Here is a 22,425-nt window from a genome sequence, read left to right as displayed (position 1 = left end):
TCACGCCGTGGCGACGCTCGCGGCCTCGAGCAGAATTCGCGTCAGCCTCGTCGCGAAATGCGGCGCATCGGCCGGCTTGTCGCCTTCCATCAGCCGCGCCTCGTCGAAAAGAAGCCAGACAATATCCTCGATTTTTTGCTTGTCGGGCCCGCCAACGAGGCCGACCAACGCCCGAATCAATGGATGACCCCCATTGACCTCCAGGATCGGCTTGCTCGCCGCGCCGAGCTGGCCGTGCTCGGCGAGCAAGCGTTCGAGCCGCCGATCCGGCCCAAAATCAGACGCGACAAGGCAAGCCGGGCTCTCTGCCAGCCGATCGGACGCCCGCACATCGGCGACAGACTCGCCGAGGACTTGCTTCATGAGCGCGAAGAGAGCGGCGAGCCGCGCGGCCGGCGGCTCTTCAGGGGCTGGCTCTTCGGCCTCGCCTTTCTGCAGCGGGATGGATTTGATGTCGGCCGCGCCTTGCGTGACCGATTTGAAGGGCTTCCCATCGAAGCCGACCGCCGTTGCGACCCAAAAGGCGTCGATCGGATCGGGCAAAAGCAAAACTTCGACGCCGCGAGCGCGGAATCCCTCGATCTGCGGGCTCGCCGCGAGCCGCTTCACATCCTCGCCCAGAAGATAATAGATCGCCGTCTGGTTGGTTTGCAGGCCGGCGACATAATCCTTAAGGCTGCGTCCGCCGTCGGGATGGGTCGAGGTCGCGAAACGCGCAAGCCCGAACAAGGGGTCGCGCTTTTCGGGGTCTTCATAAAGGCCTTCCTTCAAGACTGCGCCGAAATTCGTCCAGACGGTAGCAAATTTCTCCGGCTCGCTCTCCGCCAGCTTGGTCAGCTCCTGCAGCAGGCGATTGGCGACGCCTTTCTTGATGGCGGCGAAGAGCGGGCTCTCCTGGATCATTTCGCGCGAGACATTGAGCGGAAGGTCCGCCGAATCGACCACGAGGCGCACGAAGCGCAACCATCTCGGCAAGACGTCGGCGTCGTCCGAGATCAGAACATGGCGGACATAGAGCTTGGCCCTGCCCTGGCGCGCCGGATCGAAAAGATCGAGCGGCCGCGACCCCGGAACAAAGGCGAGAACGGTATATTCGTGGCGGCCTTCGGCGCGCCAATGGGCGGTCAGCGCCGGCTCGTCGAACTGGCCCGCGAGATCCCTGTAGAATTCGGTATATTCATGCTCGGAGATTGCGCTTTTCGGCTTGGTCCAGAGGGCCGATCCATCGGTCAGTCGGCGCTTTTCGGCGCCGGGCGATTCGATCAGGTCGATCGGCGCCGTCAGCGCGCTCGAATGCTCGCGCACGATCCGCTCGATCCGGCCGGGTTCGAGATAGTCCTTGGACGCCTCGTTCAAATGCAGGACGACGCGCGTCCCATGCGCCGGTGCGTCGGCGAGCGGCAAAGGCGTGATCGAAAAGCTCCCTTTGCCGTCGGAGCGCCAATGAAAAGCCTCATGCGATCCAGCCCGCCGCGTGAAGACGTCGACATGGTCGGCGACCATGAAAGCTGAATAGAAACCGATGCCGAATTGGCCGATCAGATCGAGGTTCGGACCTGCGCCTTGCGGGCTCTCCGCCCCCTCGCGGCCTTCCGCGCTCAGACGCTCGAGAAAGGCCCGGGTTCCCGAACGCGCGATCGTGCCGAGCGCATCGGCGAGATCGGCCTCCGACATTCCGATCCCATTGTCCTCGACGGCGAGCGTTTGCGCATCCTTGTCGATGCGGATCTCGATGGCGAAGGGCGCCGTGGCGAGGGCAGGATCGGCGAGCGCTTCGTAACGAAGTTTCTCGCAGGCGTCTGCGGCGTTGGAGAGAAGCTCCCTCAAGAAAATGTCCCGGTCCGAATAGACCGAGTGAACCATCAGATGCAAAAGCCTCGCGACATCGGCTTGAAAAGCATGCGTTTGACCCGCAGCCTCGGACATTTCCAACCTTCCTCCGAAATTGATCGCCTTGATGGTCGACGGCGCTGATATTGCGTTTGCGCCGCGTCGATGCAAGGGCGATCCTCGGCGCCCCGCTGGACGGCGCTCAATCCATATTGAGGGGCCGCGCGAGTCGAAACGCGGAAAAACTTGTCACCCAATCGTCAAGATACGGCTTGCCGCTAGCCAAGGGTCGCGCGATGATGAACCAGGATCGCCAGTTGGAGCCGCGACGGATCTCATGAGCGACGCAGAGCCGAGCGAAGATTTTCGCGCCCTGGACTTCGCCGCCAAGACGAAGGATGCGCGGCCTTTGTCCATGCGGGCATGCGAGCCCGTCGCGTCGGCCGGGGCCGCGGAGACGGTTTCCTTCGATCGACGGGAACTGCGCGAGATTCTCAATCTCTACGGCCGCAAAGTCGCCGAAGGCGAATGGCGCGATTACGCTCTCGATTTCACCGCCCATAAGGCGGTTTTTTCGATTTACCGGCGCGCCTCGGAATGCGCCCTCTATCGAATCGAGAAGACGCCTAAGCTCGCGCGCAAGCAAGGCGCTTATGCTGTTGTGACGGCGACGGGGCTCGTGCTCAAGCGCGGCCATGAACTCGACCGCGTCATCGCGGTTCTCGACAAAAAGCTGAAGCTGGTGTCCGGCTGACCCGACATAAAAAAGGCTCCGCTTGCGCGGAGCCTGATAGAGCGGGTCCCTCGTGAGACTAGTCGTTGCGTGAGCCCGTGAGGTTCAGAAGCGCCGTGAAGATATTGATGAAATCGAGATAGAGCATCAAAGCGCCATTTACCGATTTCTTGGTCGCGACTTCGAATCCGTCGCCTGCGTAATACATTTCCTTGATCGCCTGAGTGTCCCAAGCGGTGAGGCCCGAGAAGATCAGGACGGACAGGATCGACAGGCCGAACTGGAAGCCGCTCGACTGCACGAACAGATTGACAACGCTCGCGAGGACGAGACCGATGAGGCCCATCACCAGGAAAGAGCCGATCGGCGAAAGATCGCGCTTCGTGGTATAGCCGTAGAGGCTCAGGCCGCCGAAAGCCGCCGACGTAATGAAAAAGGCGCGCGCGACTGACGTTCCCGTGTAGACGAGAAGCAGCGACGACAGGGACAGACCCATGGTCCCGGCGAAGACGAAGAACAAGGTCCGCGCAGCCGAAGCCGACATCTGGTTGATGCGGAATGAGAAAAAGAACACGAAAGCGAGCGGCGCCAGCATCACCACATATTTGAGCGGGCTGCCGTAGAGCGTCACGCCGAATTGGGTCAGCCCAATACGCCCCATATGGGCGACCGCCATCGAGGGATCCGTGGTCGTGGCGAGCATGTTCACGCCGAGCGCCACCAAGCCGGTCAGCGCGAGGCCCACCACCATGTTGTTGTAAACGCCCATCATATAGGTGCGCAGGCCCTGGTCGATTTCGGCGCGACCGGCCCGCGCCACGCTCTGCCCCCAGCGGGCTCCAGCGTTACGGTCGTAGTCGGACATGTTTTCCTCTAAGGTTTGTGGAGGCTTGACCGCCTCCGGCCGCTGCCTTTGCAGGACGAGCGTCGATGGTAATATGGCGCAGCAGCGGCATCGGCACAAGGCCGCGGCGCATGAACTATCCTTAATCTAGCCAAGTCAAATTCTCTATTTCGCCTTTGTTTTCCGTTGGCTAAAGCTCGCGCAGATAAGCCGCCGGCTTGCGGCCAAGAATGCGCCAGGCGCCGAGAAGGCCGAGGAAAATCGTGACTGCAAGCGCGGCGGCGGCGGCGCTCAGGGCCTGCGGCCAGAGCCAGACGAAGTCGAGCTCCATCACCCGCCGCACGATAGCATATGCGGCGCCGCCGCCCGCCGCCACGCCGAATAGCGCAGCGCAGAGGCCGATGAGCCCGTATTCATAAAAATAAGCCGCGAGAAGGCGCGGCCGCGTCGCCCCCAGCGTCTTGAGAACGACCGCCTCATGCGTCCGCGCCCGGCGACCCGCCGCGAGAGCGCCGCCGAGCACCAGGACCGAGGTCAAAAGCGCGACGCTCGACGCCCCCCTGACCGCGATCGCGAGCTGCCCGACGATCTCGCTTGCGGCGTCAAGCGCCTCCTTGACGCGAATGCTCGTCACCCCCGGAAAGGCGCGCGCCGTCTCGCGGAGCAATGCGAGCTCCAAGCCCGAATCGCCGCCGTTGGGAAAGGTGAGGGTCGCGAGATCGCCATGCGGCGCGCCAGCGAAACTATTCGGCGAGAAGATAAGGACGAAATTAATCCCGAACGTCCGCCAATTGACCTTGCGGAAATTCGCGATCTTGCCGTCGATATTGCGACCCTGGACGTTGACCGTGATCTCATCGCCAAGCGCTAGGCCCAGACCTTGGGCGATCTCGACGTCCACCGAAATCAAGGGCGGCCCCGTGTAATCCTTCGGCCACCAGGCGCCTTTGACGAGCTCGGAGCCTTCGGGAACCGCATCGGCGTAAGTGACGCCGCGGTCTCCCTGCAGCGCCCAGGCTACGTTGGGCTTCGCCTGCGCCGCCTCGGCGCGCACGCCGTTCAGCTTGACGATGCGGCCGCGCAGCATGGGCGCGAAGGCGATCTTCCCATCCGGAGCGTGAGCCTGAAGGAATTCGGCGAAGGCTTTGACCTTCGCATCTTGAACATCGACGAAGAAGAAGCTCGGCGTCACGCCGGGAAGACCGTTTTTGAGCTCCGCGCGTATGTTCCCGTCGATCAGGGTCAAGGTCACGAGGAGGGCGAGGCCGAGACCCAAAGAGAGCACGACGGACGGCGTGAGCGCGCCGGGCCGATGGATATTCGCCACAGCGAGGCGCAAGGCGAAGCCGCCGGCGAGCGGCGCGCGGCGGGCGGCGAGCATGATGAGCGCGGAGACGCCGCGCAGCAAGACGAAGGCCGCGAGCGTCGCGGCCAGATAGATCCCTGCGAGCGCGCGGTCCGAGGTGAAGGCGAAGACCGCCCCAATGAGGCCGGCGCTCGCGGCCAGGGTCATGATGATGTAACGGAGCCTCGCGTGGCGCCGGCCGGGTTCGATCTCCTCCCGGAAAATGGACTGGACCGGCGAATCATGGGCTCCGCCGAGCGGCAGAATCGAAAAGGCCAGCGCCGTCAGATAGCCATAGAGAACGCCCTGCCCGATCGCCGTCGGGTGGATCGAAGGCGCGAGCGGAAATGGAATCATCGCGCCGAAACCCCAAACGGCGACATAGGGCAGAAGCGCCCCCACGAACGCGCCGATGGCGACGCCGACGCTCGCGACAAAAAGCGCCTGCGTCAGCATCAAGGCGAAAGCGGTGGATCCGGTCGCGCCGAGCGATTTCAGAATGGCGATCGTCGTCCTTTTGCGCTCGACATAACCGCGGATGGCGTTGGCGACGCCGACGCCACCGACGATGAGGGACGTCAGCCCGACGAGCGTGAGAAACTGGGTGAAGCGATCGAGATTGCGGGAGAACTGGGGCGAAATATTCTTCCGGCTGCGCGCCTCCCAGCCCGCTTCTGGAAACGCCTCATGCGCAGCGCGCAGAAAGGCCTCAGCGTCGGCGTCGCTCGTAGGCGCCGCGCCATCCGCGAGCGCGACGCGATAAATCCAATGAACCAAAGAGCCCGGCTGCAGCAGGCCTGTCGCGCGCAGGGCGGCCTCGCTCATGACGACGCGCGGACCGAAGCCTATTCCAGCCGCCAGTCGGTCAGGCTCGCCGGTGAGAGTGGCGCGCAGCACGAAATGCGCGTCGCCAATGTCGACGCGATCGCCGAGCGCCAGGCCGAGCCTCGCGAATAGCGCGGGCTCGGCGACGATCCCAAAGTCGCCGTCGCGCGCATCCAGGGCAAGATCGAGCTTTTGATCCGGATCGAGAAGGGCGGCGCCCACCAAAGGATAGGCTTCGTCGACCGCCTTGATCTCGACCAACGCCGCATCGCCCCCCGCGCGCCGGGCCATCGCGCGCATGACCGCGACCGCGGATAATTGGCCATGCGCCGCCAGGAAATCGCGCTCGGGGCGGGTCGCTTCGCGCTGGACGAGCGTGAAGGAGACGTCTCCGCCGAGGATCGCCCGGCCTTGCTGCGCGAGCCCGTCGCCGAGGGAAAGCGAGACCGAGCCGACGCCGACGATGGCGGCGACGCCGAGCGCGATACAGGCGAGAAAAATCCCAAATCCGTGAAGCCCGCCGCGGAAATCGCGCAAGGCCGCCCGCAGGATGAGCCGGACGGACCAGCCTCGGGTCGGAGCCTTATCAACACGGCTTATAGAGGGCGCTAGCGATTTCATAAAAGCAGTCCGCAGGGGAAGGGGAATGGCCGTTCAACGGCCGGTCAGGCGCCTTCAGGAAAATGGACGGCGAGCCAAACGGAGGCGCAGGTCGGGTCGGTCCATTCGACGCGATGCTTCCGATGCGCCCGGATCAGGATATGGTCGCCGGGCCGCAAGATCCTGACCTCCGGCTCGCCCTCAAAACGCAGCCCCGCCGAACCGGACAAAAGCACAACCCATTCCGCCCAGTCCTGATCGAACCAAAACCCCACCGGACTCGCCTGGCCGTTCGAGACGATCCGCTCGATTTTGACATTGCGAGCTTCGACCAAGGCGGCGAAATGCTCCGCCTTTGCGTCGACGAGCGCGAAATCAAAGAGATTGGCGAAGATCCCGGTTTGAGGCGGCGACATGGCGAATGGCGATCAGGTTTGCGCGTCCGCTCCGCGTTGGGCGCCCAGCCGGCGAAGCTCCGGCCAATGATCATGAATGAGGACGCCGAGACACATCATCGCGGCGAACAGGAAGACCGGCGCGAGGCCGAGCGAGAGAGCCGCCACCGCCGGTCCAGGGCAGAAGCCGGCAGCGCCCCAGCCGACGCCGAAAATGGCCGAGCCGAGCACGAGCCGCCGATCGACGACGGTTTTCGTCGGCAGATGAAACGAGCCGACGAGGGCCGGGTGCTGCAACCGGCGCGAGACGAGATAGCCGAGGCTCGAGACCGTCACGGCGCCGACGAGCACGAAGGCGAGGCTCGGATCGAAGGCGCCGCCAATGTCGAGAAAGCCGCGCACCCGCGCCGGGTCGAGCATGCCGGACAGGGCCAAGCCGAAGCCGAAGATTGCGCCGGCGCCGAGCGCCGCAGCCGTCTGAGCCTTTGACGTCATGGAATCCTCAAAGCGTTCATTGTCGCGACCGTGACGACGCCGGCGGCCAGGAAAGTCGCGACCGCGACCATGGATCTCGGCGAAAGGCGCGCAAGCCCGCAGACGCCATGCCCGCTGGTGCAGCCCGATCCGAGCCGCGTCCCGACGCCGACGAGAAGGCCCGCCGCTCCTATCAACCATAATGGGGCGCCCAGATGAACCGGAGGCCAAGCGCCGAATGCGAGGCGATAAAGCACCGGGCCGAGCACGAGGCCGACGACGAACGCGAGACCGCGCGTCTGGCCCGATGCGCCGACACGGAGGGCGTCGCTCACAATCCCGCTCACGCCGGCGATGCGGCCATCGAGAAGCAGGTAAAGAGCGCTCGCGAGTCCGATCAACGCGCCGCCAGCCAAGGATTGAAGATAGATTGGCGATATGAAGCTAGCCATCGATGGTCCCAATACTCCACTCAACAAAATAGTCTGTGGCGAAAAACCCGCTCGCCGGCAAGCGCATGAGGAATCGCGCAGGCCATGGTCAGGCTCTGAGCTTGGGCCAAAGCACATTGGCCGGCGCTTCGATGCGGCCGGAGCGCAGCCTGACTTCGCGGTCGCATCTCGCCGAGAGCGTGAGATCATGGGTCACGAGGATCAAAGTCGCGCCGCGATCTCGCTTCAGCGCGAACATCAGCTCGATGATCTTCTCCCCTGTCGATTCGTCGAGATTGCCGGTCGGCTCATCGGCGACGAGAATGGAAGGATTGGGCGCCAAGGCCCGCGCGAGCGCGACGCGCTGCTGCTCGCCGCCCGAGAGTTGCGCGGGATAATGGGCGCGCCTATCCTTGAGCCCGACCGCCTCGAGCTCCCGCATCGCGCGTGGGGACGCGTCCGCGACGCCAGAAAGCTCGAGCGGAATCGCCACATTCTCCAGCGCCGTCATCGTCGGGATGAGATGAAACGATTGGAAGACGATGCCGATCTTGGCGCCGCGGAACCGCGCAAGCGCATCTTCGCCGAGACCATCGAGCCGCGCCCCGTCGATCTTCACGCTTCCGGCGTCGGGCTGCTCGAGCCCGGCCATGACCATGAGCAAGGTGGATTTTCCCGACCCGGACGGCCCGACCAGGCCGACCGTTTCGCCGCGAGCGACGCTCAAGGATATTCCGTTCAGGACATGAACGCGGGCGGGGCCGCGTCCCAGGCTCAAATGCACATTTTCGAGTTCAACCGCGGGTTCGTCCAGCAATGCCATTCCCAATGAGTCCTCGATTTCGCCGACGCCGGCCGACGCCTCCGAAAACGCGGTCGGAGCCAGCCCTATATGGGACCTTTGGCGCTCGTCTCCAAATATTGGCGGCGGCGCTGCTCGCGGCGGCCCTCCTGTCTTCGCCGGCGCGCGCGGCGGAGGACGGCGGCGCGGTCAAGCTCGTCGCCTTTGGCGACAGCCTGTCCGCGGGCTATAATTTGCCGGCGGAGGAGGCCTTCCCGGCAGTTCTCGAGGCGGCGCTGCGCAAGGAAGGCTATCACGTCGACGTCACGAACGCCGGCGTCTCGGGCGACACCGCCTCCGACGGACTAGCCCGCGTCGGGTGGAGCCTCGCCGACGGCGCTGACGCCGTGATCTTGGAGCTCGGCGCGAACGACATGCTGCGGGGCCTCGATCCCGAGGTCGCGCGCGGCGCTCTCGACGCCATTCTGCAAGAACTTAGAACACGAAAAATACCGGTCTTGATCGCGGGCATGAAGGCCACGCCGAGCCTCGGCAAGGAGTTCAAGGAACGCTTCGACCCGATCTTCCCGCAGCTCGCGGAAAAATATGACGCCCTGCTCTATCCGTTCTTTCTGGACGGCGTGATGGGCGACCCGAGCCTGACCCTCAAGGACGGCGTCCACCCGAACAAAGCGGGAGTCGAGCGCATCGTGGCGGGAATTCTGCCGAGCGTCCGCGCCTTGTTGGACCGGCTCGGCCAGAAGGCGGCCACGACGCGATAAGTTTCCGACCGGAGCGACGGCGAGATTTTCCGGCGCGCGCGAATCTGCTAAAGGGTTTTCGGCGGCGCGATCCGCCCGGCCCCGCGCCTCCGCTCGCGACGGTCGAACTCGCAAGAGGAGGGATTATGCCCCGTTTGTTCACGGGCCTCGAGATCCCCTCCGATCTCGCCATCGACCTCTCCATGATGCGCGGGGGCCTGTCCGGCGCCCGCTGGATCGACGTCGAAAACTATCATCTGACCTTGCGCTTCATCGGCGACATAAACGACGCCACCGCCGATGAAATTCATTCATCGCTAGAGCAGATCCGCCGCCGGCCTTTCACCGTGACGCTGGAGGAGCTCAGCACGTTCGGCGGCGCCAAGCCGCGCGCGATCGTCGCCAAGGCGAAGCCCGCCTCCGCCTTGGTCGAACTCCAGGCGCAACATGAGCGGCTCCTGAGGCGCATCGGCGTGCCGCCAGAGCCGCGCAAGTTCACGCCGCATGTCACCCTGGCGCGCCTGCGCGCGGCCTCAGCCGGCTCGGTCGCAGAATATTTATCCGCGCGGGGCTATTTTCTGTCCCGACAGTTTGAAGCCCGGCGATTTGTCTTATTCTCGTCGCGGGCCTCAACTGGCGGCGGACCCTATGTCGTCGAGGCGGCCTATCCGCTCGGGTGAAGCGCGAGGCAATCTCTGTCGATCAGACAAAGCCATTGGACTGTGGCCAGCGGCGAAGCTGCGCTTCCTAGCCGGACCATCCGCTTTCCGTACGTCTGGCGCGAGCCGTCAGGACGCGCGCCCCTGTGGGCGACGTCTCACCTACATTTGCGCACTTCAATGAAGATCGAATTCATCGCGCGCGTCCGGATTGCGGTCGGGCTGTTCGGCCCCATGATCAGCCTGTGGAAATGCGGGACGGAGCGACCAGCGAGAAGCGCGAGCCGACGTATGCTACCGTTTCGCGCATCATAGGCTGCGGCAAGGATTTCCCTCCAACGGAACGTGACGATCCTGCAGTATTGACCCGAGTTCTTGAAACAAGCAGCAGTGCGCTCGGCCTCGAACTCTATAAGGCGGCTCTCGACAGGTGATCTATTACAATTCTTTTTCCACTATTGAGCCAATGGTTCGGCGCGTGCTGATAAACGCCCAGACAGCGCGGCGACGGGTCGCGCGCGGCATATGAAGATTTAGCTCCTTCTGCGACCGCGAAACGGCCAGCGAGAAGCCCCCTTTGGACTCAAAACCGTCCAAACTTAGCCTGAGCAAGGCCAAAGAAAACCCGCGAGCGTGGCATAAAGGTCATATCGCCGGCTGAAATTGCGCTTTACAAATTCAAAACTACGCCAACCCATTTTCGATTGGGTCTCATTATGATTTTACTCAACCGTCGCACCATGGTCGCCGGAGCCTCCGCGTCCGCCGCCGCATGCCTCGCAGGATGCGTAAGCACAGACCCTAACCCCGCCGTCACCGCCGCCGCGGTTTCAGTCGCGCCAGCGGTGGACGCAGTGACGCCGAATTACAATGCGATCTATGCGGAGGTCAGAGACGGCGCCTACGCCATCCCGGCTTTCCAATACGGGCAGGTCAATCAGGCGTTCCTACGCACGAGCGTCGCCTATGCGACCAAGGAAGCGCCAGGCACGATCGTGGTCGATACCGGCGATCATCTTCTCTACCATGTCGAATCGGGCGGACGCGCGACGCGCTATGGCGTGGGCGTCGGACGCGAGGGCTTCGGCTGGTCGGGCGAGGCGATGATCAAGAGCAAGCAGGAATGGCCGGACTGGTATCCGCCGAAGGAAATGTTCGAGCGTCAGCCGGATCTCCTGAAACATATGGCCGAGTTGCAAAGCGGGACCGGCATGCATGGCGGCCCGGAAAATCCGCTCGGCGCCCGCGCGATGTATCTGTGGCAAGGGAACAGGGATACGTTGTTTCGCATCCACGGCACCAATGAGCCATGGACCATTGGGCAAAGCTTCTCCTCCGGCTGCATCCGCATGGTCAATCAGGACGTGATGGATCTTTATCAAAAGACGTCCGTCGGCGCGCGGGTCGTGGTGCTTTCCTATCCCGGAAGCGAGCCGGCCAAGGTCGCTCACGCCTAAATCCTACTGGCGCTCGATCGTCGGGCGCGTCATCTCTGGACGGCTGTGATTCTGGTCATCGCCGGACGCGGCCGCGCCTTCTTCCAAGGCGCGGTAATACGTGCCAGTCTGCTCGCTTTTCTGAACAAGCAGCACCATGTAGGCGACGCCATTGCGGTCATTGACCGTCCGACTGGCTTGCCGCGCCTACCTGACTTCGATGATCACACTGCCGAGCCGAAATACGTCGCCGATGGCAACATCGGCTTCGCCATCCCCTGCGTGGATAGGTTTTCGCCGAACCCGCCGGGCTGTTCAGAGGCGGGGCGGCCATAGTGAAAAATCGGCCGCATTGGCGGAAGGGGTGGGATTCGAACCCACGGTGGGCTCACACCCACGGCGGTTTTCAAGACCGCTGCCTTAAACCACTCGGCCACCCTTCCATTCAAAACGCGGTCTCGATCAAATTCCCGGCATGCGCTGCGGATGCAGCCCCCGACGGTCATGGAATGGGGGCGTTTTAACGGAAACCGCGCCGCCAGCCAAATCTTATCAAGGCGCAGTGACTTCCTGCCAAAGGAAATTTAGGTCCAAGCCACTTCGCCGCCGGCCAAATATGGCCGCGCTCGCCAAGTTTCCACGCTTGCCCGCCATCTTTCCGCTACACGAATTAAGAAATTTGACGCTGAACTTCAATTTTAACGCGCTTCGCTAAGGACCTTTCGAGACATTTTAGTAAGGTTTTTTCAGCATGTTCCCTTGAGCAATTCCGATTGTTGCTCCGTACGCCTCTCGACCTGCGCGCTTCTGACGAAGCGGAAACGCCTGCAAGAACTGCAGATGGAGGCCAGATGCTCTGAGTCGGACCCAATCTCGCGCATGAAGCGCCGCGGCTTTGCCCTCACGCTCGGCGCCGATGGAGCGTCCAGACGATATGAAGGCTATGAAAGGGACCACACAATGATCCGTCGGTTACTCCTGTCGACGACCGCTCTCCTCGTCGCCGGATCGGCCCTTGCGGCCGACCTTCCCTATCGCGAGGCGCCGCCGGCCTATGCGCCGCCCGTCCCGATCTTCACCTGGACCGGCCTCTATATCGGCGGACAGATCGGCTACGCTTGGGGCTCGGACAATTACAACGTCTTTGGCGTTTATGGCTCCTATGGAAGCCACAGCTTCGGCCCCAGCGGCGTCGTCGGCGGCGCGCATGCCGGCTACAATTTGCAGCTCAGCCAGATCGTGCTCGGATTGGAAGGAGACATAGAGGGGTCGGGCTATAACAAGACCTATAGCGCCGGCGTCTTCACCTATGGCACAAAGGCGCCAATCGACGGCTCGATCCGCGGCCGCGTTGGCTTCGCCATGGATCGCGTCTTATTCTACGGGACCGCAGGCGTCGCCTTCGCCAGCTTCACAAATACCTATTCGACCTATGTCGGATATGATTCCATCGACAATGGGCGCGCGGGCTGGACGGTCGGCGGCGGCCTCGAATATGCGGTCACGAACAATTGGTCAGTTCGCGCTGAATATCGCTATTCGGATTTTGGAACATTCACGAACAACACATTCGGCTCAGCGCCTTTGACCTCCGTTCAGCATCACGAAACCAACAATGCGGTGCGAGCCGGATTCAGCTATAAGTTCGACGCCTTCGGCGCGGCGCCCGCCGTCGCGAGATATTGAATAGCGCATCCAGCTCCAAATCTCCGTCATGGACGCCGAACATCGGCGCCCATGGCGTCATGGCATAAAACGCCATGACAGGCCCTGCCCCGCCTGCAGTCGCTCCGCTATCATCCGCCCGGCTCGGGCGGAGCCAGCCCGCATGATCTTGCGATCGTTTAGCCGGCGGGCGCTCCCACCTGTTTTGGCCGAAAATAGGACGAATATGTCGCAGCGCCTTCAGATTCTTTGCGCGAGGCAGGGCGCCGTCATCGAGTCGTCGCTCCGGCCTTGCCGAATCCGAGCGCCCCTGACCCGGCCGCGCCACGAACTGGCGACTAAAACGCATTAATTCACGAAAAATTTAAAGATCGCGCGCGATTTTCCTTCAGGAAAGCGCGGCTTTCGGAGACTCCCTATGGGAGTTCGTTGCAGCTAAGCCACACCGCTCCAAATTGCGCATCGCCGGCCCCTAATTCGCCCTGTTATTCATTGTAGGTGGACTCAATCAGGGTAATTTGCAGATGCTTCCAACCCTCCAAAAGGAGACAGCACTATGATCCGTAAACTCCTCCTCGCTTCGGTCGGCGCCGTTGCGCTGGCCGGATCGGCCGTTGCGGCCGATCTCCCCTCGCGCGCTCCGCCGCCGGTCTATGTTCCCCCGGTTCCGATCTTCACCTGGACCGGCGTCTATATCGGCGGCCAGATCGGCTATGCCTGGACGAACAATAACGTCAGCTGGAACGGCAACTACGGCGATGCGGCTGGAGACTACATCTTCAGCGGCTTCAGCAACCGTAACCTGAACAATAATGGCGTCATCGGCGGCGCCCATGTCGGCTACAACCTCCAGTTGGGCCAGTGGGTTCTCGGCCTCGAAGGCGACGTCGACGGCTCGAGCCTCAGCAAGACCGTCAACGTGTCGGGCTGGTCGCCCTATTACAACTCCGCCATCGGCGCCAACGTGACCACGAATCTCGGCATTCAGGGCTCGATCCGCGGCCGCGTCGGCGTCGCCTGGGACCGCGTCCTGCTCTACGGAACAGGCGGCGTCGCCTTCGGCGGATTTAGCGGAAACGTGAACTCGGCCTATGGCTGGGCGGCGAACGGCACCATCTACTCCGCGTATAACTATAGCGGCCGCGACAGCCTCTCCAGCACCCGGGTGGGCTGGACGGTCGGCGGCGGCCTCGAATATGCCGTCACCAACAATTGGTCGGTCCGCGCCGAATATCGCTACACCGATTTCGGCCGCTACCAGACCAATTTGGTCAATTCCTTCGTGTTCCCGTCTAGCGTCTACGGCAATACGTGGATCCAGCGCCACGTGAGCGAGAACCGGGTCCAGGTCGGCTTCAGCTACAAGTTCGACAGCTACGCCCCGGCGCCGGTTGTCGCCAAATACTGAGTCTTTCGCGCGCGCTTGCGCTTCGCGAGAAACGAAAGAAAGCCCGGCCAGAAATGGCCGGGTTTTTTATGTGCGCGCCGCGCGATCACGCTTCGTTGCTCCACGGTCACACAGGTCCCGATTGCATATCCTCTGGTCCTATCCGGCGACGACTTTTGTTGTCCGTCCGAAGAATCCGCGTAGTCTACTTCCAGATCAATTTATTTGAGGGAGGTTCCCATGCTGCGCCGACTTCTTCTTGCTTCGGTCGGAGCCATCGCGCTCGGCCATTCGGCCGCCGCGGCGGATCTCCCGTCGCGCGCGCCGATCGTTGCGCCCCCGCCGCCCTTCACCTGGACCGGAATCTATATCGGTGCGCAGATCGGCTATGTCTGGGCCAATGATCCCTCGCGCCTCAATTTTCCGGGCGCCTACGCCAGCGATTTCGGCATCGACAGCGCGGAGTTCATTTACCCTCAGGCATTTTCCTTTTCGTCTAATCCGGGCGGCGTGATCGGCGGCGCCCATATCGGCTATAATCAACAATTCGGCATGTGGGTTCTCGGCCTCGAGGGCGATGTGGACGGCTCGAGCCTGAGCCGCACTTACTCGGTTGGAGGCTACCCATTCTGGGCCAGCGCGACCGAGCGCCAAACGATCCAGGGCTCGATTCGCGGACGCGTCGGCGTCGCCTTCGACCGTGTCCTGCTTTATGGAACTGGCGGCGTCGCTTTCGCCGATTTCGAGAACGACCACAGCGCTAATGTGTTCGGCTCTCCCTATGCGGCGAGCATTTCGACCGGCCGCACCGGCTGGACGGTCGGCGGCGGGCTGGAATATGCGGTCACCAATAATTGGTCGGTGCGGGCCGAATATCGCTACAGCGATTTCGGACATTACACGCTCTATCCGAACTTCGCCAATATCCCGGTCTACTCCGCCGGAACCTCCGTCACGCATCACCCGACGGAAAACCGCGTGCAGGTCGGGTTCAGCTACAAGTTCGATCCGCCGGCGCCGCCCGCGCCCGTCGTCGCCAAATATTGAGCGAATAGCAAGCGAGAACCCGGCTTCAAGCCGGGTTTTTGCTTTTCCAGCCGAGAGCCCGAAGAAAAGCCTCGCAGCCGCCACTGGACATAGCGCCCCCGCTTGCAAGGAGCAGGCGCGCGTGCCAAGCAACCGCATGATCAGCGATATACATCAAGCCGGCGCCCCCTCGCAGGATGAACCTGCTCCCGCGCCGAAAATTTCTTTCGTGTCGCTCGGCTGCCCCAAGGCCCTTGTCGACAGCGAGCAGATCCTGAATCGCCTCAGGGCGGAAGGCTATGAGCTCACGCGGACGCATCGCGGCGCCGACGCAGTCATCGTGAACACCTGCGGCTTTCTCGACAGCGCTAAGGCGGAATCGCTCGCCGCCATAGGCGCCGCCGCCGCGGAAAATGGCAAGATCATCGTCACCGGCTGCATGGGCGCCGAGCCAGACGCCATTCGCGCCAAATTTCCGAACCTGTTCTGGATCACGGGCCCACAGAACTTCGACTCCGTCATGGAGGCCGTTCATGCGGCGGCCAAGCCGGCTCAGATCCGAACGATCGAGCCGTCGCCAGAACCAAGTGTCAAGCTCACGCCGAGCCACTACGCCTATTTGAAGATTTCAGAAGGCTGCAACAATCGCTGCTCGTTCTGCATCATTCCCAAGCTACGCGGCGATCTCGCCTCGCGGCCGGCCGGCGAGGTTTTGCGCGAGGCCGAGGCGCTTGTCGCGGCAGGCGCCAAGGAGCTGCTCGTCATCGCGCAGGACACCGGCGCCTATGGGCTCGATCTGAAATATAGCGAAAGCCTGTTTCACGAGCGACCTGTGCGGGCCAAATTCATCGAGCTCGCCCGTGAGCTCGGCGCGCTCGGCGTCTGGGTGCGGCTCCATTATCTCTATCCCTATCCGCATCTAGACGCGGCGATAGAGTTGATGGCGGAAGGCAAGATTTTGCCTTATCTCGACATTCCATTTCAGCACGCGAGCCCGAATGTGCTGCGGGCGATGAAGCGTCCCGGCGATCATGAGCAAATGCTCGAGCGCGTCCGGAAATGGCGCGCGGCCTGCCCCGACCTGACCATCCGCTCGACCTTCATCCTCGGCTTTCCGGGCGAAACGGAGGAGGACTATCAGTTCTTGCTGGATTGGCTTGCCGAGGCCAAACTCGACCGGGTCGGCGCCTTCAAATACGAGCCGGTCGCGGGCGCCGCGGCAAATGAACTCGGCCTCGAGCCGGTGCCCCCGCAAATTCAAGAGAGCCGCTATCGCCGATTCATGGAATTGAGCCAAGCTATCAGCGCGCGTCGGCTGCGGGAAAAGGTCGGCAAGCGCATGTCGGTCATCGTCGATAGCGCAGGCCCGCGATCGGCGGAGGGGCGCACCAAAGGCGATGCGCCGGAGATCGACGGCAAAGTGCACATCGCCTCGCGACGGCCGCTTCGCGTCGGCGATATCGTAACCGTGAAAATCGAAAGCAGCGACGCCTATGACCTTCACGCCACGGCGGTGTGACGGGCTCGGCTATTTCATCGCCGGCACGGTCTTGGCGTAATTCAGATCGTAGGTCTTATCGAGCAGCGGATCGAAAGGCTTGCCCTCGGAGGCGTCGAGCGAGCGGAAACGCGAGGCCCGCGCGACCGGCCCTTGCTGAGGCGGCGCGACATCCACTTCCAACAGCTGATCATTATTGGCCCAGGAAGGATCCGCCCGATCCGTGCGCGCGCTTTGCTCAGCCATTCGGCGAGCGGGAGGAGCCGCAGGCGCAGGAGGCTCGTCCGCAAGTTCGGAGGGGCCGATCGGGCCGTCGAGCGAAGCTGGGGAAGGCTGGAGTCCTCGAACGGTGATGCCGAGTTCCTCAAGCCCCGGCCCCATGGTGAACGCGCTGAGCGGCGAGCCATGCTTTTCACCGCCGCCCTTCGCCTGCTTCTTGCCATTGGCGGCGCGGCCGGCGGGAGAGCGACTTTCGTCCGCCGCAGGAGCGACAGCCGCGATCGCCGAGGCGGCCGCACCAAGGCCGGGCGCGGCCGCGGCCTCGGACGGCCGGGACAGCGAGCCATAGACGGAGGCCCCGCCGATCGCGCCACGCTGATCGCCGCGGCCCGCCGGCGCGGGAACGACCGCCGGCGTGGATTTATCTATGTCCGAAGCAGGCTTTTCCGCCTTGTCCTTGGCGTCTTTCTCGATCTGGCGCCATTTCTGGACATTGCGCGCATGTTGATCGAGCGTTTCGGCGAAAACATGCCCGCCGGTTCCGTCCGCCACGAAATAGAGCTCCTGCGTGCGCGACGGGTTGGCGACGGCGTCGAGCGCGGCGCGGCCGGGATTCGCAATTGGTCCCTGGGGCAATCCGTCGATCGCATAGGTGTTATAAGGCGTCGGCTTCTCCAGCTCCGCTCGGGTAATGCCACGACCGAGAGTCCCTTTGCCTCCGACGAGGCCGTAAACAATCGTCGGATCAGACTGAAGGCGCATCCTCCTCAGGAGCCGATTGATAAAGACCCCCGCGACGCGCGGCCTCTCATCCGCCTTGCCCGTCTCCTTCTCGACGATCGACGCCAAGATCACGAGCTCATAAGGCGAACGCAGCGGTAGGTCCGCGGCGCGGCGCGCCCAGATCTGATCGACGACGCGCTTTTGGTCGTCCTGCATCTTCTTCACGACGTCGGATCGCGACGTGCCGCGCGCAACCTTATAGGTTTCGGGCAAAAGGCTGCCTTCCTTGGGAAGATCCTTGACCTCGCCGAGCAAGACGTCGTTCTCGCGAAGCCTTTCGACGATCTGCTCGCTCGTCAGGCCTTCCGGAATCGTAATCGCGTGCAGCACCTGCTTGCCGCTGACCAGAGTGTCGATCACGTCGCGCAGGCTAGCGCTTTGCTTGAATAAATATTCGCCCGCCTTGACCTTCGAGCGGTTGCCCTCGATCAGAAGCGCCAAATTGAGCGAGACGGGGCTGTCGATCACCCCTTCTCGGTCGAGTTCGGCGATAATGTCAGCCACTTCGGCGCCGGGCGTGATGTAGAGAACTTTATCAGCCGCGAGCGGCCCTGGTTCCCGCAGGCGCTGCTGGCTCCAAACCACCCCGAACACGGCCGCGACCGCGAGGAGCAAAAGGAAGGTCAGAAAGCCGCTCAGGGCCGAAAGAGCCGGACGGCGCCGGCTCGGCGGTATGGGCGGCGGCGGCGGCGCAGCCTCCGGCTGCAAAGCCTCATTCGGGCTTTGCGGCGTCACCCTCTGGCCAGAAAAACGCCCGTTCGCGCGCCCCGATTCGGGCTTATCCTCGCTGCCGTGGTCGGATTCAGAAGCCATGCCGCCATCAACTCAATTCAGCGTCGCCGTTCGACGATTTCGTGGAGCGGCGCGACTCTCAAGTGCAAAGCCTATCCAGGCTTGGTCCGCATCCGGCGTGAAAAATATGGCGAAATCTGGTCCGATCAACTTAGCCCATGGCAATTTTTGCAGGCCGCTCAATTCGCCCGGCGGAAAATCAAGCAGGCGTTGGTGCCGCCAAACCCAAAGGAATTGGACAAGACGCAATCGACTTTGCGCTTTCGCGCTTGATGCGGGACCAGATCGATCCTCGTCTCGACGGAAATATTGTCGAGATTGAGCGTCGGGGGGACGATGTGATCCCTCATCGCCAGAATGGAGAAAATCGCCTCGACGGCTCCCGCCGCGCCGAGCAAATGCCCGATCGCGGATTTTGTGGACGACATCGACAGCGTATCCGCCCCGTCGCCGACAACCCTCTGAACCGCTTGAAGCTCGATCTCGTCGCCGAGCGGCGTCGAGGTGCCGTGCGCATTGATATAGTCGATCTCGGACGGCGAAATCCCGGCGCGCTTGACCGCCGTCGTCATCGCTCGGAAGGCGCCGTCGCCGCTCGGATCCGGCGCCGTGATGTGATAGGCGTCGCCCGACATGCCGTAGCCGATGATTTCGGCGTAGATTTGCGCGCCGCGGGCTTTGGCGTGCTCGTAGGATTCGAGAACGACGCAACCGGCGCCCTCGCCCATCACAAAGCCGTCTCGATCCTTGTCGTAAGGACGCGAGGCCTGCGTCGGCCGATCGTTGAAATTTGTCGACAAGGCTTTGCACGCCGAGAATCCGGCGATTCCAATGCGGCTGATCGCCGATTCGGCGCCGCCCGCGACCATCACCTCTGCATCTTCGAGCGCGATCAGCCGCGCGGCGTCGCCGATTGCATGCGCGCCTGTGGAGCAAGCGGTCACGACCGCATGATTGGGGCCCTTGAGGCCGTGCTGGATCGACACGTAGCCGCCGGCGAGATTGATAAGGCGGCCCGGAATGAAGAAAGGCGAGACCCGGCGCGCGCCCTTCTCTTTCAAGATCACCGCGGTCTCCGCGATGCCGACGAGGCCGCCGATTCCAGAACCGATCAGCACGCCAGTCTTGATCTGGTCTTCGTAGGAGACCGGCTTCCATTTAGCGTCGGCGAGCGCCTGAGTCGCAGCCGCCATGGCGTAAATGATGAAGTCGTCGACTTTGCGCTGCTCTTTCGGCTCCATCCAATCGTCGGGATTGAAGGTCCCGTCGGAGCCGTCGCCGCGCGGGATCTGCATCGCGACCTTACATGCGAGGTCGGAGGTGTCGAACCCCTCGATCAGACGCGCTGCGCTTCGACCCGCGATCAAGCGGCTCCAAGTGGGCTCGACCCCGCAGGCGAGCGGCGAGACCATGCCGAGACCGGTGACGACAACCCTTCTCATTTTAGGCCCTAGTCAAAAGAATCCTCCGCGCCGGGACCGCTTTTCGCGATCCCGCCGCCGCCACTTGGACGCATTGAAATTCAAGAAATTCCGGCCAGGATCCCCGGCGCGGCCGGAGCCTTAGGCCGCGGTCGCTTTCTCCAGGAATTTAACGGCGTCGCCGACCGTCACGATGGTCTCCGCCGCGTCGTCGGGAATTTCGACGCTGAACTCTTCTTCGAAAGCCATGACCAGCTCGACAGTGTCGAGGGAATCGGCGCCGAGATCCTCGATGAAATTGGCATTGTCGACGACTTTTTCAGCATCCACGCCAAGATGCTCAATTACTATCTTCTTCACGCGCTCGGCGACATCGCTCATGGTCGTTTGATCCTCGTCCTCACTAAACTTGCCGACATTGGCCGACATCGATGCGCGGCGTTAGGCTGCATCACGGCGCAGACGGCTGCGGATCTCGAAATCCGCGCGCCGGAAGGACCGTGCTTTGGAGGGAGCTCAGAGTCCTGAGCGCTTAATCCCCCAAAAAATCTGCCGCCCTGACTGCTCAACGACGGTTGGTAACACACTTCATTCCCGTTGGCGAGAGCCGGGGGACGCGCCCCAACAAACACCATAACCCCTTTAAATCATTGCCATTCCTCCGTTGACATGGAGCGTCTGGCCGGTCACGTAGGCAGCCTCGGAGCTCGCCAGATAGACAACCGCCGCCGCGACCTCGTCGCCGGTTCCGAGGCGTCCCATCGGGACCTGGGCGAGGATTGCGGTCTTCTGCTTGTCGTTCAGGACATCGGTCATCGGGCTTTCGATGAAGCCGGGCGCGATGCAATTGACCGTCACGTTGCGGCTCGCGACTTCGGCGGCGAGGCTCTTGCTCATTCCGATCATGCCGGCCTTCGAGGCCGCATAATTGCCCTGCCCCGCATTGCCGGTCACGCCGACGACAGAGCTGATCCCGATGATGCGGCCGTAGCGCTTGCGCAACATTCCTTTGAGGCAAGCCCGCGACAGTCGAAAAATTGCGGTCAAATTCACGTTGATGACCGTATCCCACTCTTCATCCTTCATGCGCATGAAGAGATTGTCGCGCGTCACGCCGGCGTTGTTGACGAGAATATCGACTCCGCCCAACGCGGCCTCCGCGGCCGGAACCAGCGCTTCGACAGCTGATTTATCAGAGAGGTCGCAAGGCAAAACAAAAGCCTTCGCGCCAAGTTCATGGGCGAGCTTCTCAAGCGCCTCGACGCGCGTGCCGGATAGGCCGACGGCGGCGCCGCGCTGATGCAGCGCCCGAGCGATGGCTTGGCCGAGGCCGCCGCTCGCCCCCGTCACGAGAGCGGTCTTGCCGGATAGGTCGAACATGTCTTGAGGAGACTCCAAATCTTGCCCGACGCGCCTTAGGCCTGGGCTTTGTAGAGATCGATATCCGCGGGCGCGCCTACCGGAAGCGCCCGCGCCGTCTCAGCGATCCGCTTGACCAGGCCGGAGAGGACCTTGCCGGCGCCGCATTCCACGAAAAGCTCGATTCCATGCGACGCCATATAGGCTAGGCTCTCGCGCCAGCGCACCGCGCCCGTTACTTGCGCCACGAGAAGGCGGCGAATGTCCTCCGATGCGGTCACAGGCTCGGCGAGAACATTGGCGACGAGAGGGACGCAGGGCGGCGCTATCTCGGTCTCGGCCAACGCCGCCGCCATAGCCGCTGCGGCCGGCTGCATCAGAGCGCAATGAAAAGGAGCCGACACCGGCAAGAGAACGGAGCGGCGGGCGCCTTTCGCCTTCGCGATCTCGATCGCGCAATTGACTGCGGCGCGCGTTCCGGAGACGACGACCTGGCCGCCACCATTATCATTGGCGACCTGGCAAATTTCACCCGCCCCGGCGGCTTCGGCCGCCTCGTGGGCGATCGCGTCGCCCACTTCGCATTCGATCCCGAGCAGCGCAGCCATGGCGCCCGCTCCGACTGGCACGGCCGCCTGCATGGCCTCGCCACGCAGTCTGAGCAACCGCGCCGTCGAAGCGATCGTCAGCGAGCCGGCGGCCGCGAGAGCGGAATATTCGCCGAGAGAATGGCCAGCGACAAAACCCGCGTCGCGCGCCAGATCCAAGCCCGCCTCGGCCTCGAGGACGCGAACGGCGGCGAGGCTCACGGCCATCAGCGCTGGCTGAGCATTGGCGGTCAGGGTGAGTTCGTCCAGCGGGCCTTCAAAGATAAGCGCGGAAAGATTCTGTCCCAGCGCATCATCGACCTCGGCGAAAACATCGCGCGCCGAGGGAAACGAATCGGCCAAGGCCTTGCCCATGCCGACGGATTGAGACCCCTGCCCTGGAAAGATAAAAGCCTTGAACATCCCATCCCGCTTTGTCGCTTTTTTCAGCAAGTGCGACTCGCATTGCGGGCAACGCAAGTCAAGCGGCTGCCGCCATAAATCATTCACGATGACATAGGCCCGACGCGGGTATCCTCGCTGGCCGCGACAAAAATGCGCGCATCGCCCCACA

The 22,425-nt window shown here is 62.9% G+C and carries 21 protein-coding genes and 1 tRNA gene; 9 read left to right on the top strand and 13 right to left on the bottom strand.

Annotated elements, in window-relative coordinates; genetic code table 11:
- Nucleotides 1–1,926 carry a molecular chaperone HtpG gene (gene htpG, locus METAC_RS0103990; RefSeq protein WP_026606019.1) on the bottom strand — a complete coding sequence of 642 codons (1,926 nt, stop codon included), beginning with the start codon at nt 1,924–1,926 and terminating at the stop codon, nt 1–3.
- Nucleotides 1,927–2,167: 241 nt separating this feature from the next.
- On the opposite strand from htpG, the gene METAC_RS0103985 reads away from it, so the two are divergent.
- Entirely contained in the window at nt 2,168–2,584 is a 417-nt protein-coding gene (locus METAC_RS0103985; protein ID WP_051335774.1) for a DUF2794 domain-containing protein, read from the top strand.
- A gap of 58 nt (nt 2,585–2,642) precedes the next feature.
- Here the strand turns inward: METAC_RS0103985 and METAC_RS0103980 are convergent, their stop codons facing one another.
- The 6 genes from METAC_RS0103980 to METAC_RS0103955 all read right to left on the bottom strand — a co-directional run bounded on the left by METAC_RS0103980 (nt 2,643) and on the right by METAC_RS0103955 (nt 8,300).
- Complete coding sequence (locus tag METAC_RS0103980; protein ID WP_026606017.1) at nt 2,643–3,428, bottom strand: Bax inhibitor-1/YccA family protein; 786 nt, start codon at nt 3,426–3,428, stop codon at nt 2,643–2,645.
- A gap of 169 nt (nt 3,429–3,597) precedes the next feature.
- Entirely contained in the window at nt 3,598–6,114 is a 2,517-nt protein-coding gene (locus METAC_RS0103975; RefSeq protein ID WP_342446936.1) for an ABC transporter permease, read from the bottom strand.
- A gap of 128 nt (nt 6,115–6,242) precedes the next feature.
- Nucleotides 6,243–6,593 (bottom strand): cupin domain-containing protein, encoded by a 351-nt coding sequence (locus METAC_RS22250; RefSeq protein WP_036255260.1) that lies wholly within the window; start codon nt 6,591–6,593, stop codon nt 6,243–6,245.
- Between the two features lie 12 nt (nt 6,594–6,605).
- Nucleotides 6,606–7,067, bottom strand: coding sequence for a YeeE/YedE family protein (locus METAC_RS0103965; RefSeq protein ID WP_026606015.1), 462 nt, complete (start codon nt 7,065–7,067; stop codon nt 6,606–6,608).
- The gene (locus tag METAC_RS0103960; protein ID WP_036255258.1) at nt 7,064–7,498 is read right to left on the bottom strand and encodes a YeeE/YedE family protein; all 435 of its coding nucleotides are present in this window, start codon (nt 7,496–7,498) and stop codon (nt 7,064–7,066) included. The genes METAC_RS0103965 and METAC_RS0103960 overlap by 4 nt, the downstream gene beginning before the upstream one ends.
- 88 nt (nt 7,499–7,586) lie before the next feature.
- The gene (locus METAC_RS0103955) at nt 7,587–8,300 is read right to left on the bottom strand and encodes an ABC transporter ATP-binding protein (RefSeq protein ID WP_156898101.1); all 714 of its coding nucleotides are present in this window, start codon (nt 8,298–8,300) and stop codon (nt 7,587–7,589) included.
- A gap of 98 nt (nt 8,301–8,398) precedes the next feature.
- Here METAC_RS0103955 and METAC_RS22245 point away from each other — a divergent pair, with 98 nt between their 5' ends.
- The 4 genes from METAC_RS22245 to METAC_RS0103930 all read left to right on the top strand — a co-directional run bounded on the left by METAC_RS22245 (nt 8,399) and on the right by METAC_RS0103930 (nt 11,450).
- Nucleotides 8,399–9,040, top strand: a complete 642-nt coding sequence (locus tag METAC_RS22245; protein WP_425338903.1) for an arylesterase — start codon at nt 8,399–8,401, stop codon at nt 9,038–9,040.
- 125 nt (nt 9,041–9,165) lie between these two features.
- Nucleotides 9,166–9,699: an RNA 2',3'-cyclic phosphodiesterase gene (gene thpR, locus METAC_RS0103945; RefSeq protein WP_026606012.1), complete on the top strand. Its 534-nt coding sequence runs from the start codon at nt 9,166–9,168 to the stop codon at nt 9,697–9,699.
- 695 nt (nt 9,700–10,394) lie between these two features.
- Entirely contained in the window at nt 10,395–11,135 is a 741-nt protein-coding gene (locus tag METAC_RS0103935) for a L,D-transpeptidase (protein WP_026606011.1), read from the top strand.
- A gap of 45 nt (nt 11,136–11,180) precedes the next feature.
- Complete coding sequence (locus METAC_RS0103930; protein WP_026606010.1) at nt 11,181–11,450, top strand: hypothetical protein; 270 nt, start codon at nt 11,181–11,183, stop codon at nt 11,448–11,450.
- Nucleotides 11,451–11,467: 17 nt separating this feature from the next.
- On the opposite strand, the gene METAC_RS0103925 is transcribed toward METAC_RS0103930, so the two are convergent.
- Nucleotides 11,468–11,557: transfer RNA gene (locus METAC_RS0103925), tRNA-Ser, on the bottom strand.
- Between the two features lie 517 nt (nt 11,558–12,074).
- On the opposite strand from METAC_RS0103925, the gene METAC_RS0103915 reads away from it, so the two are divergent.
- The 4 genes from METAC_RS0103915 to rimO all read left to right on the top strand — a co-directional run bounded on the left by METAC_RS0103915 (nt 12,075) and on the right by rimO (nt 16,711).
- A complete protein-coding gene (locus METAC_RS0103915; RefSeq protein WP_026606009.1) occupies nt 12,075–12,800 on the top strand; it encodes an outer membrane protein in 726 nt (241 codons plus the stop codon).
- A 535-nt stretch (nt 12,801–13,335) separates the two neighbouring features.
- Nucleotides 13,336–14,187, top strand: coding sequence for an outer membrane protein (locus METAC_RS0103905; protein ID WP_026606008.1), 852 nt, complete (start codon nt 13,336–13,338; stop codon nt 14,185–14,187).
- Nucleotides 14,188–14,406: 219 nt separating this feature from the next.
- Nucleotides 14,407–15,213 (top strand): outer membrane protein, encoded by an 807-nt coding sequence (locus METAC_RS0103895; RefSeq protein ID WP_026606007.1) that lies wholly within the window; start codon nt 14,407–14,409, stop codon nt 15,211–15,213.
- A 136-nt stretch (nt 15,214–15,349) separates the two neighbouring features.
- A complete protein-coding gene (gene rimO / locus METAC_RS0103890; protein WP_051335369.1) occupies nt 15,350–16,711 on the top strand; it encodes a 30S ribosomal protein S12 methylthiotransferase RimO in 1,362 nt (453 codons plus the stop codon).
- A gap of 9 nt (nt 16,712–16,720) precedes the next feature.
- Here the strand turns inward: rimO and mltG are convergent, their stop codons facing one another.
- The 5 genes from mltG to fabD all read right to left on the bottom strand — a co-directional run bounded on the left by mltG (nt 16,721) and on the right by fabD (nt 22,274).
- Complete coding sequence (mltG, locus tag METAC_RS0103885; protein WP_026606005.1) at nt 16,721–18,505, bottom strand: endolytic transglycosylase MltG; 1,785 nt, start codon at nt 18,503–18,505, stop codon at nt 16,721–16,723.
- Between the two features lie 158 nt (nt 18,506–18,663).
- Nucleotides 18,664–19,926 (bottom strand): beta-ketoacyl-ACP synthase II, encoded by a 1,263-nt coding sequence (gene fabF / locus METAC_RS0103880; RefSeq protein WP_026606004.1) that lies wholly within the window; start codon nt 19,924–19,926, stop codon nt 18,664–18,666.
- A gap of 120 nt (nt 19,927–20,046) precedes the next feature.
- Complete coding sequence (locus METAC_RS0103875; RefSeq protein ID WP_026606003.1) at nt 20,047–20,286, bottom strand: acyl carrier protein; 240 nt, start codon at nt 20,284–20,286, stop codon at nt 20,047–20,049.
- A 261-nt stretch (nt 20,287–20,547) separates the two neighbouring features.
- Entirely contained in the window at nt 20,548–21,285 is a 738-nt protein-coding gene (fabG, locus tag METAC_RS0103870) for a 3-oxoacyl-[acyl-carrier-protein] reductase (protein ID WP_026606002.1), read from the bottom strand.
- 35 nt (nt 21,286–21,320) lie between these two features.
- On the bottom strand, nt 21,321–22,274 hold the full coding sequence (gene fabD, locus METAC_RS0103865) for an ACP S-malonyltransferase (protein WP_026606001.1): 954 nt from the start codon (nt 22,272–22,274) through the stop codon (nt 21,321–21,323).
- Between the last annotated feature and the right edge of the window lie 151 nt (nt 22,275–22,425).

It is taken from the genome of Methylocapsa acidiphila B2 (assembly GCF_000427445.1).
Classification (GTDB): Bacteria; Pseudomonadota; Alphaproteobacteria; order Rhizobiales; family Beijerinckiaceae; genus Methylocapsa; species Methylocapsa acidiphila.
The sequence above is the reverse complement of the archived record's forward strand: the minus strand, read 5'-3'. Positions and strand labels throughout refer to the sequence as shown.

Bases quoted from the DNA above. Each gene is read 5' to 3' on its own strand.
- htpG (WP_026606019.1), bottom strand. From the start codon at position 1,926: ATGTCCGAGGCTGCGGGTCAAACGCATGCTTTTCAAGCCGATGTCGCG.
- METAC_RS0103985 (WP_051335774.1), top strand. From the start codon at position 2,168: ATGAGCGACGCAGAGCCGAGCGAAGATTTTCGCGCCCTGGACTTCGCC.
- METAC_RS0103980 (WP_026606017.1), bottom strand. From the start codon at position 3,428: ATGTCCGACTACGACCGTAACGCTGGAGCCCGCTGGGGGCAGAGCGTG.
- METAC_RS22250 (WP_036255260.1), bottom strand. From the start codon at position 6,593: ATGTCGCCGCCTCAAACCGGGATCTTCGCCAATCTCTTTGATTTCGCG.
- METAC_RS0103965 (WP_026606015.1), bottom strand. From the start codon at position 7,067: ATGACGTCAAAGGCTCAGACGGCTGCGGCGCTCGGCGCCGGCGCAATC.
- METAC_RS0103960 (WP_036255258.1), bottom strand. From the start codon at position 7,498: ATGGCTAGCTTCATATCGCCAATCTATCTTCAATCCTTGGCTGGCGGC.
- METAC_RS0103955 (WP_156898101.1), bottom strand. From the start codon at position 8,300: ATGGCATTGCTGGACGAACCCGCGGTTGAACTCGAAAATGTGCATTTG.
- thpR (WP_026606012.1), top strand. From the start codon at position 9,166: ATGCCCCGTTTGTTCACGGGCCTCGAGATCCCCTCCGATCTCGCCATC.
- METAC_RS0103935 (WP_026606011.1), top strand. From the start codon at position 10,395: ATGATTTTACTCAACCGTCGCACCATGGTCGCCGGAGCCTCCGCGTCC.
- METAC_RS0103915 (WP_026606009.1), top strand. From the start codon at position 12,075: ATGATCCGTCGGTTACTCCTGTCGACGACCGCTCTCCTCGTCGCCGGA.
- METAC_RS0103905 (WP_026606008.1), top strand. From the start codon at position 13,336: ATGATCCGTAAACTCCTCCTCGCTTCGGTCGGCGCCGTTGCGCTGGCC.
- METAC_RS0103895 (WP_026606007.1), top strand. From the start codon at position 14,407: ATGCTGCGCCGACTTCTTCTTGCTTCGGTCGGAGCCATCGCGCTCGGC.
- rimO (WP_051335369.1), top strand. From the start codon at position 15,350: ATGATCAGCGATATACATCAAGCCGGCGCCCCCTCGCAGGATGAACCT.
- mltG (WP_026606005.1), bottom strand. From the start codon at position 18,505: ATGGCTTCTGAATCCGACCACGGCAGCGAGGATAAGCCCGAATCGGGG.
- fabF (WP_026606004.1), bottom strand. From the start codon at position 19,926: ATGAGAAGGGTTGTCGTCACCGGTCTCGGCATGGTCTCGCCGCTCGCC.
- METAC_RS0103875 (WP_026606003.1), bottom strand. From the start codon at position 20,286: ATGAGCGATGTCGCCGAGCGCGTGAAGAAGATAGTAATTGAGCATCTT.
- fabG (WP_026606002.1), bottom strand. From the start codon at position 21,285: ATGTTCGACCTATCCGGCAAGACCGCTCTCGTGACGGGGGCGAGCGGC.
- fabD (WP_026606001.1), bottom strand. From the start codon at position 22,274: ATGTTCAAGGCTTTTATCTTTCCAGGGCAGGGGTCTCAATCCGTCGGC.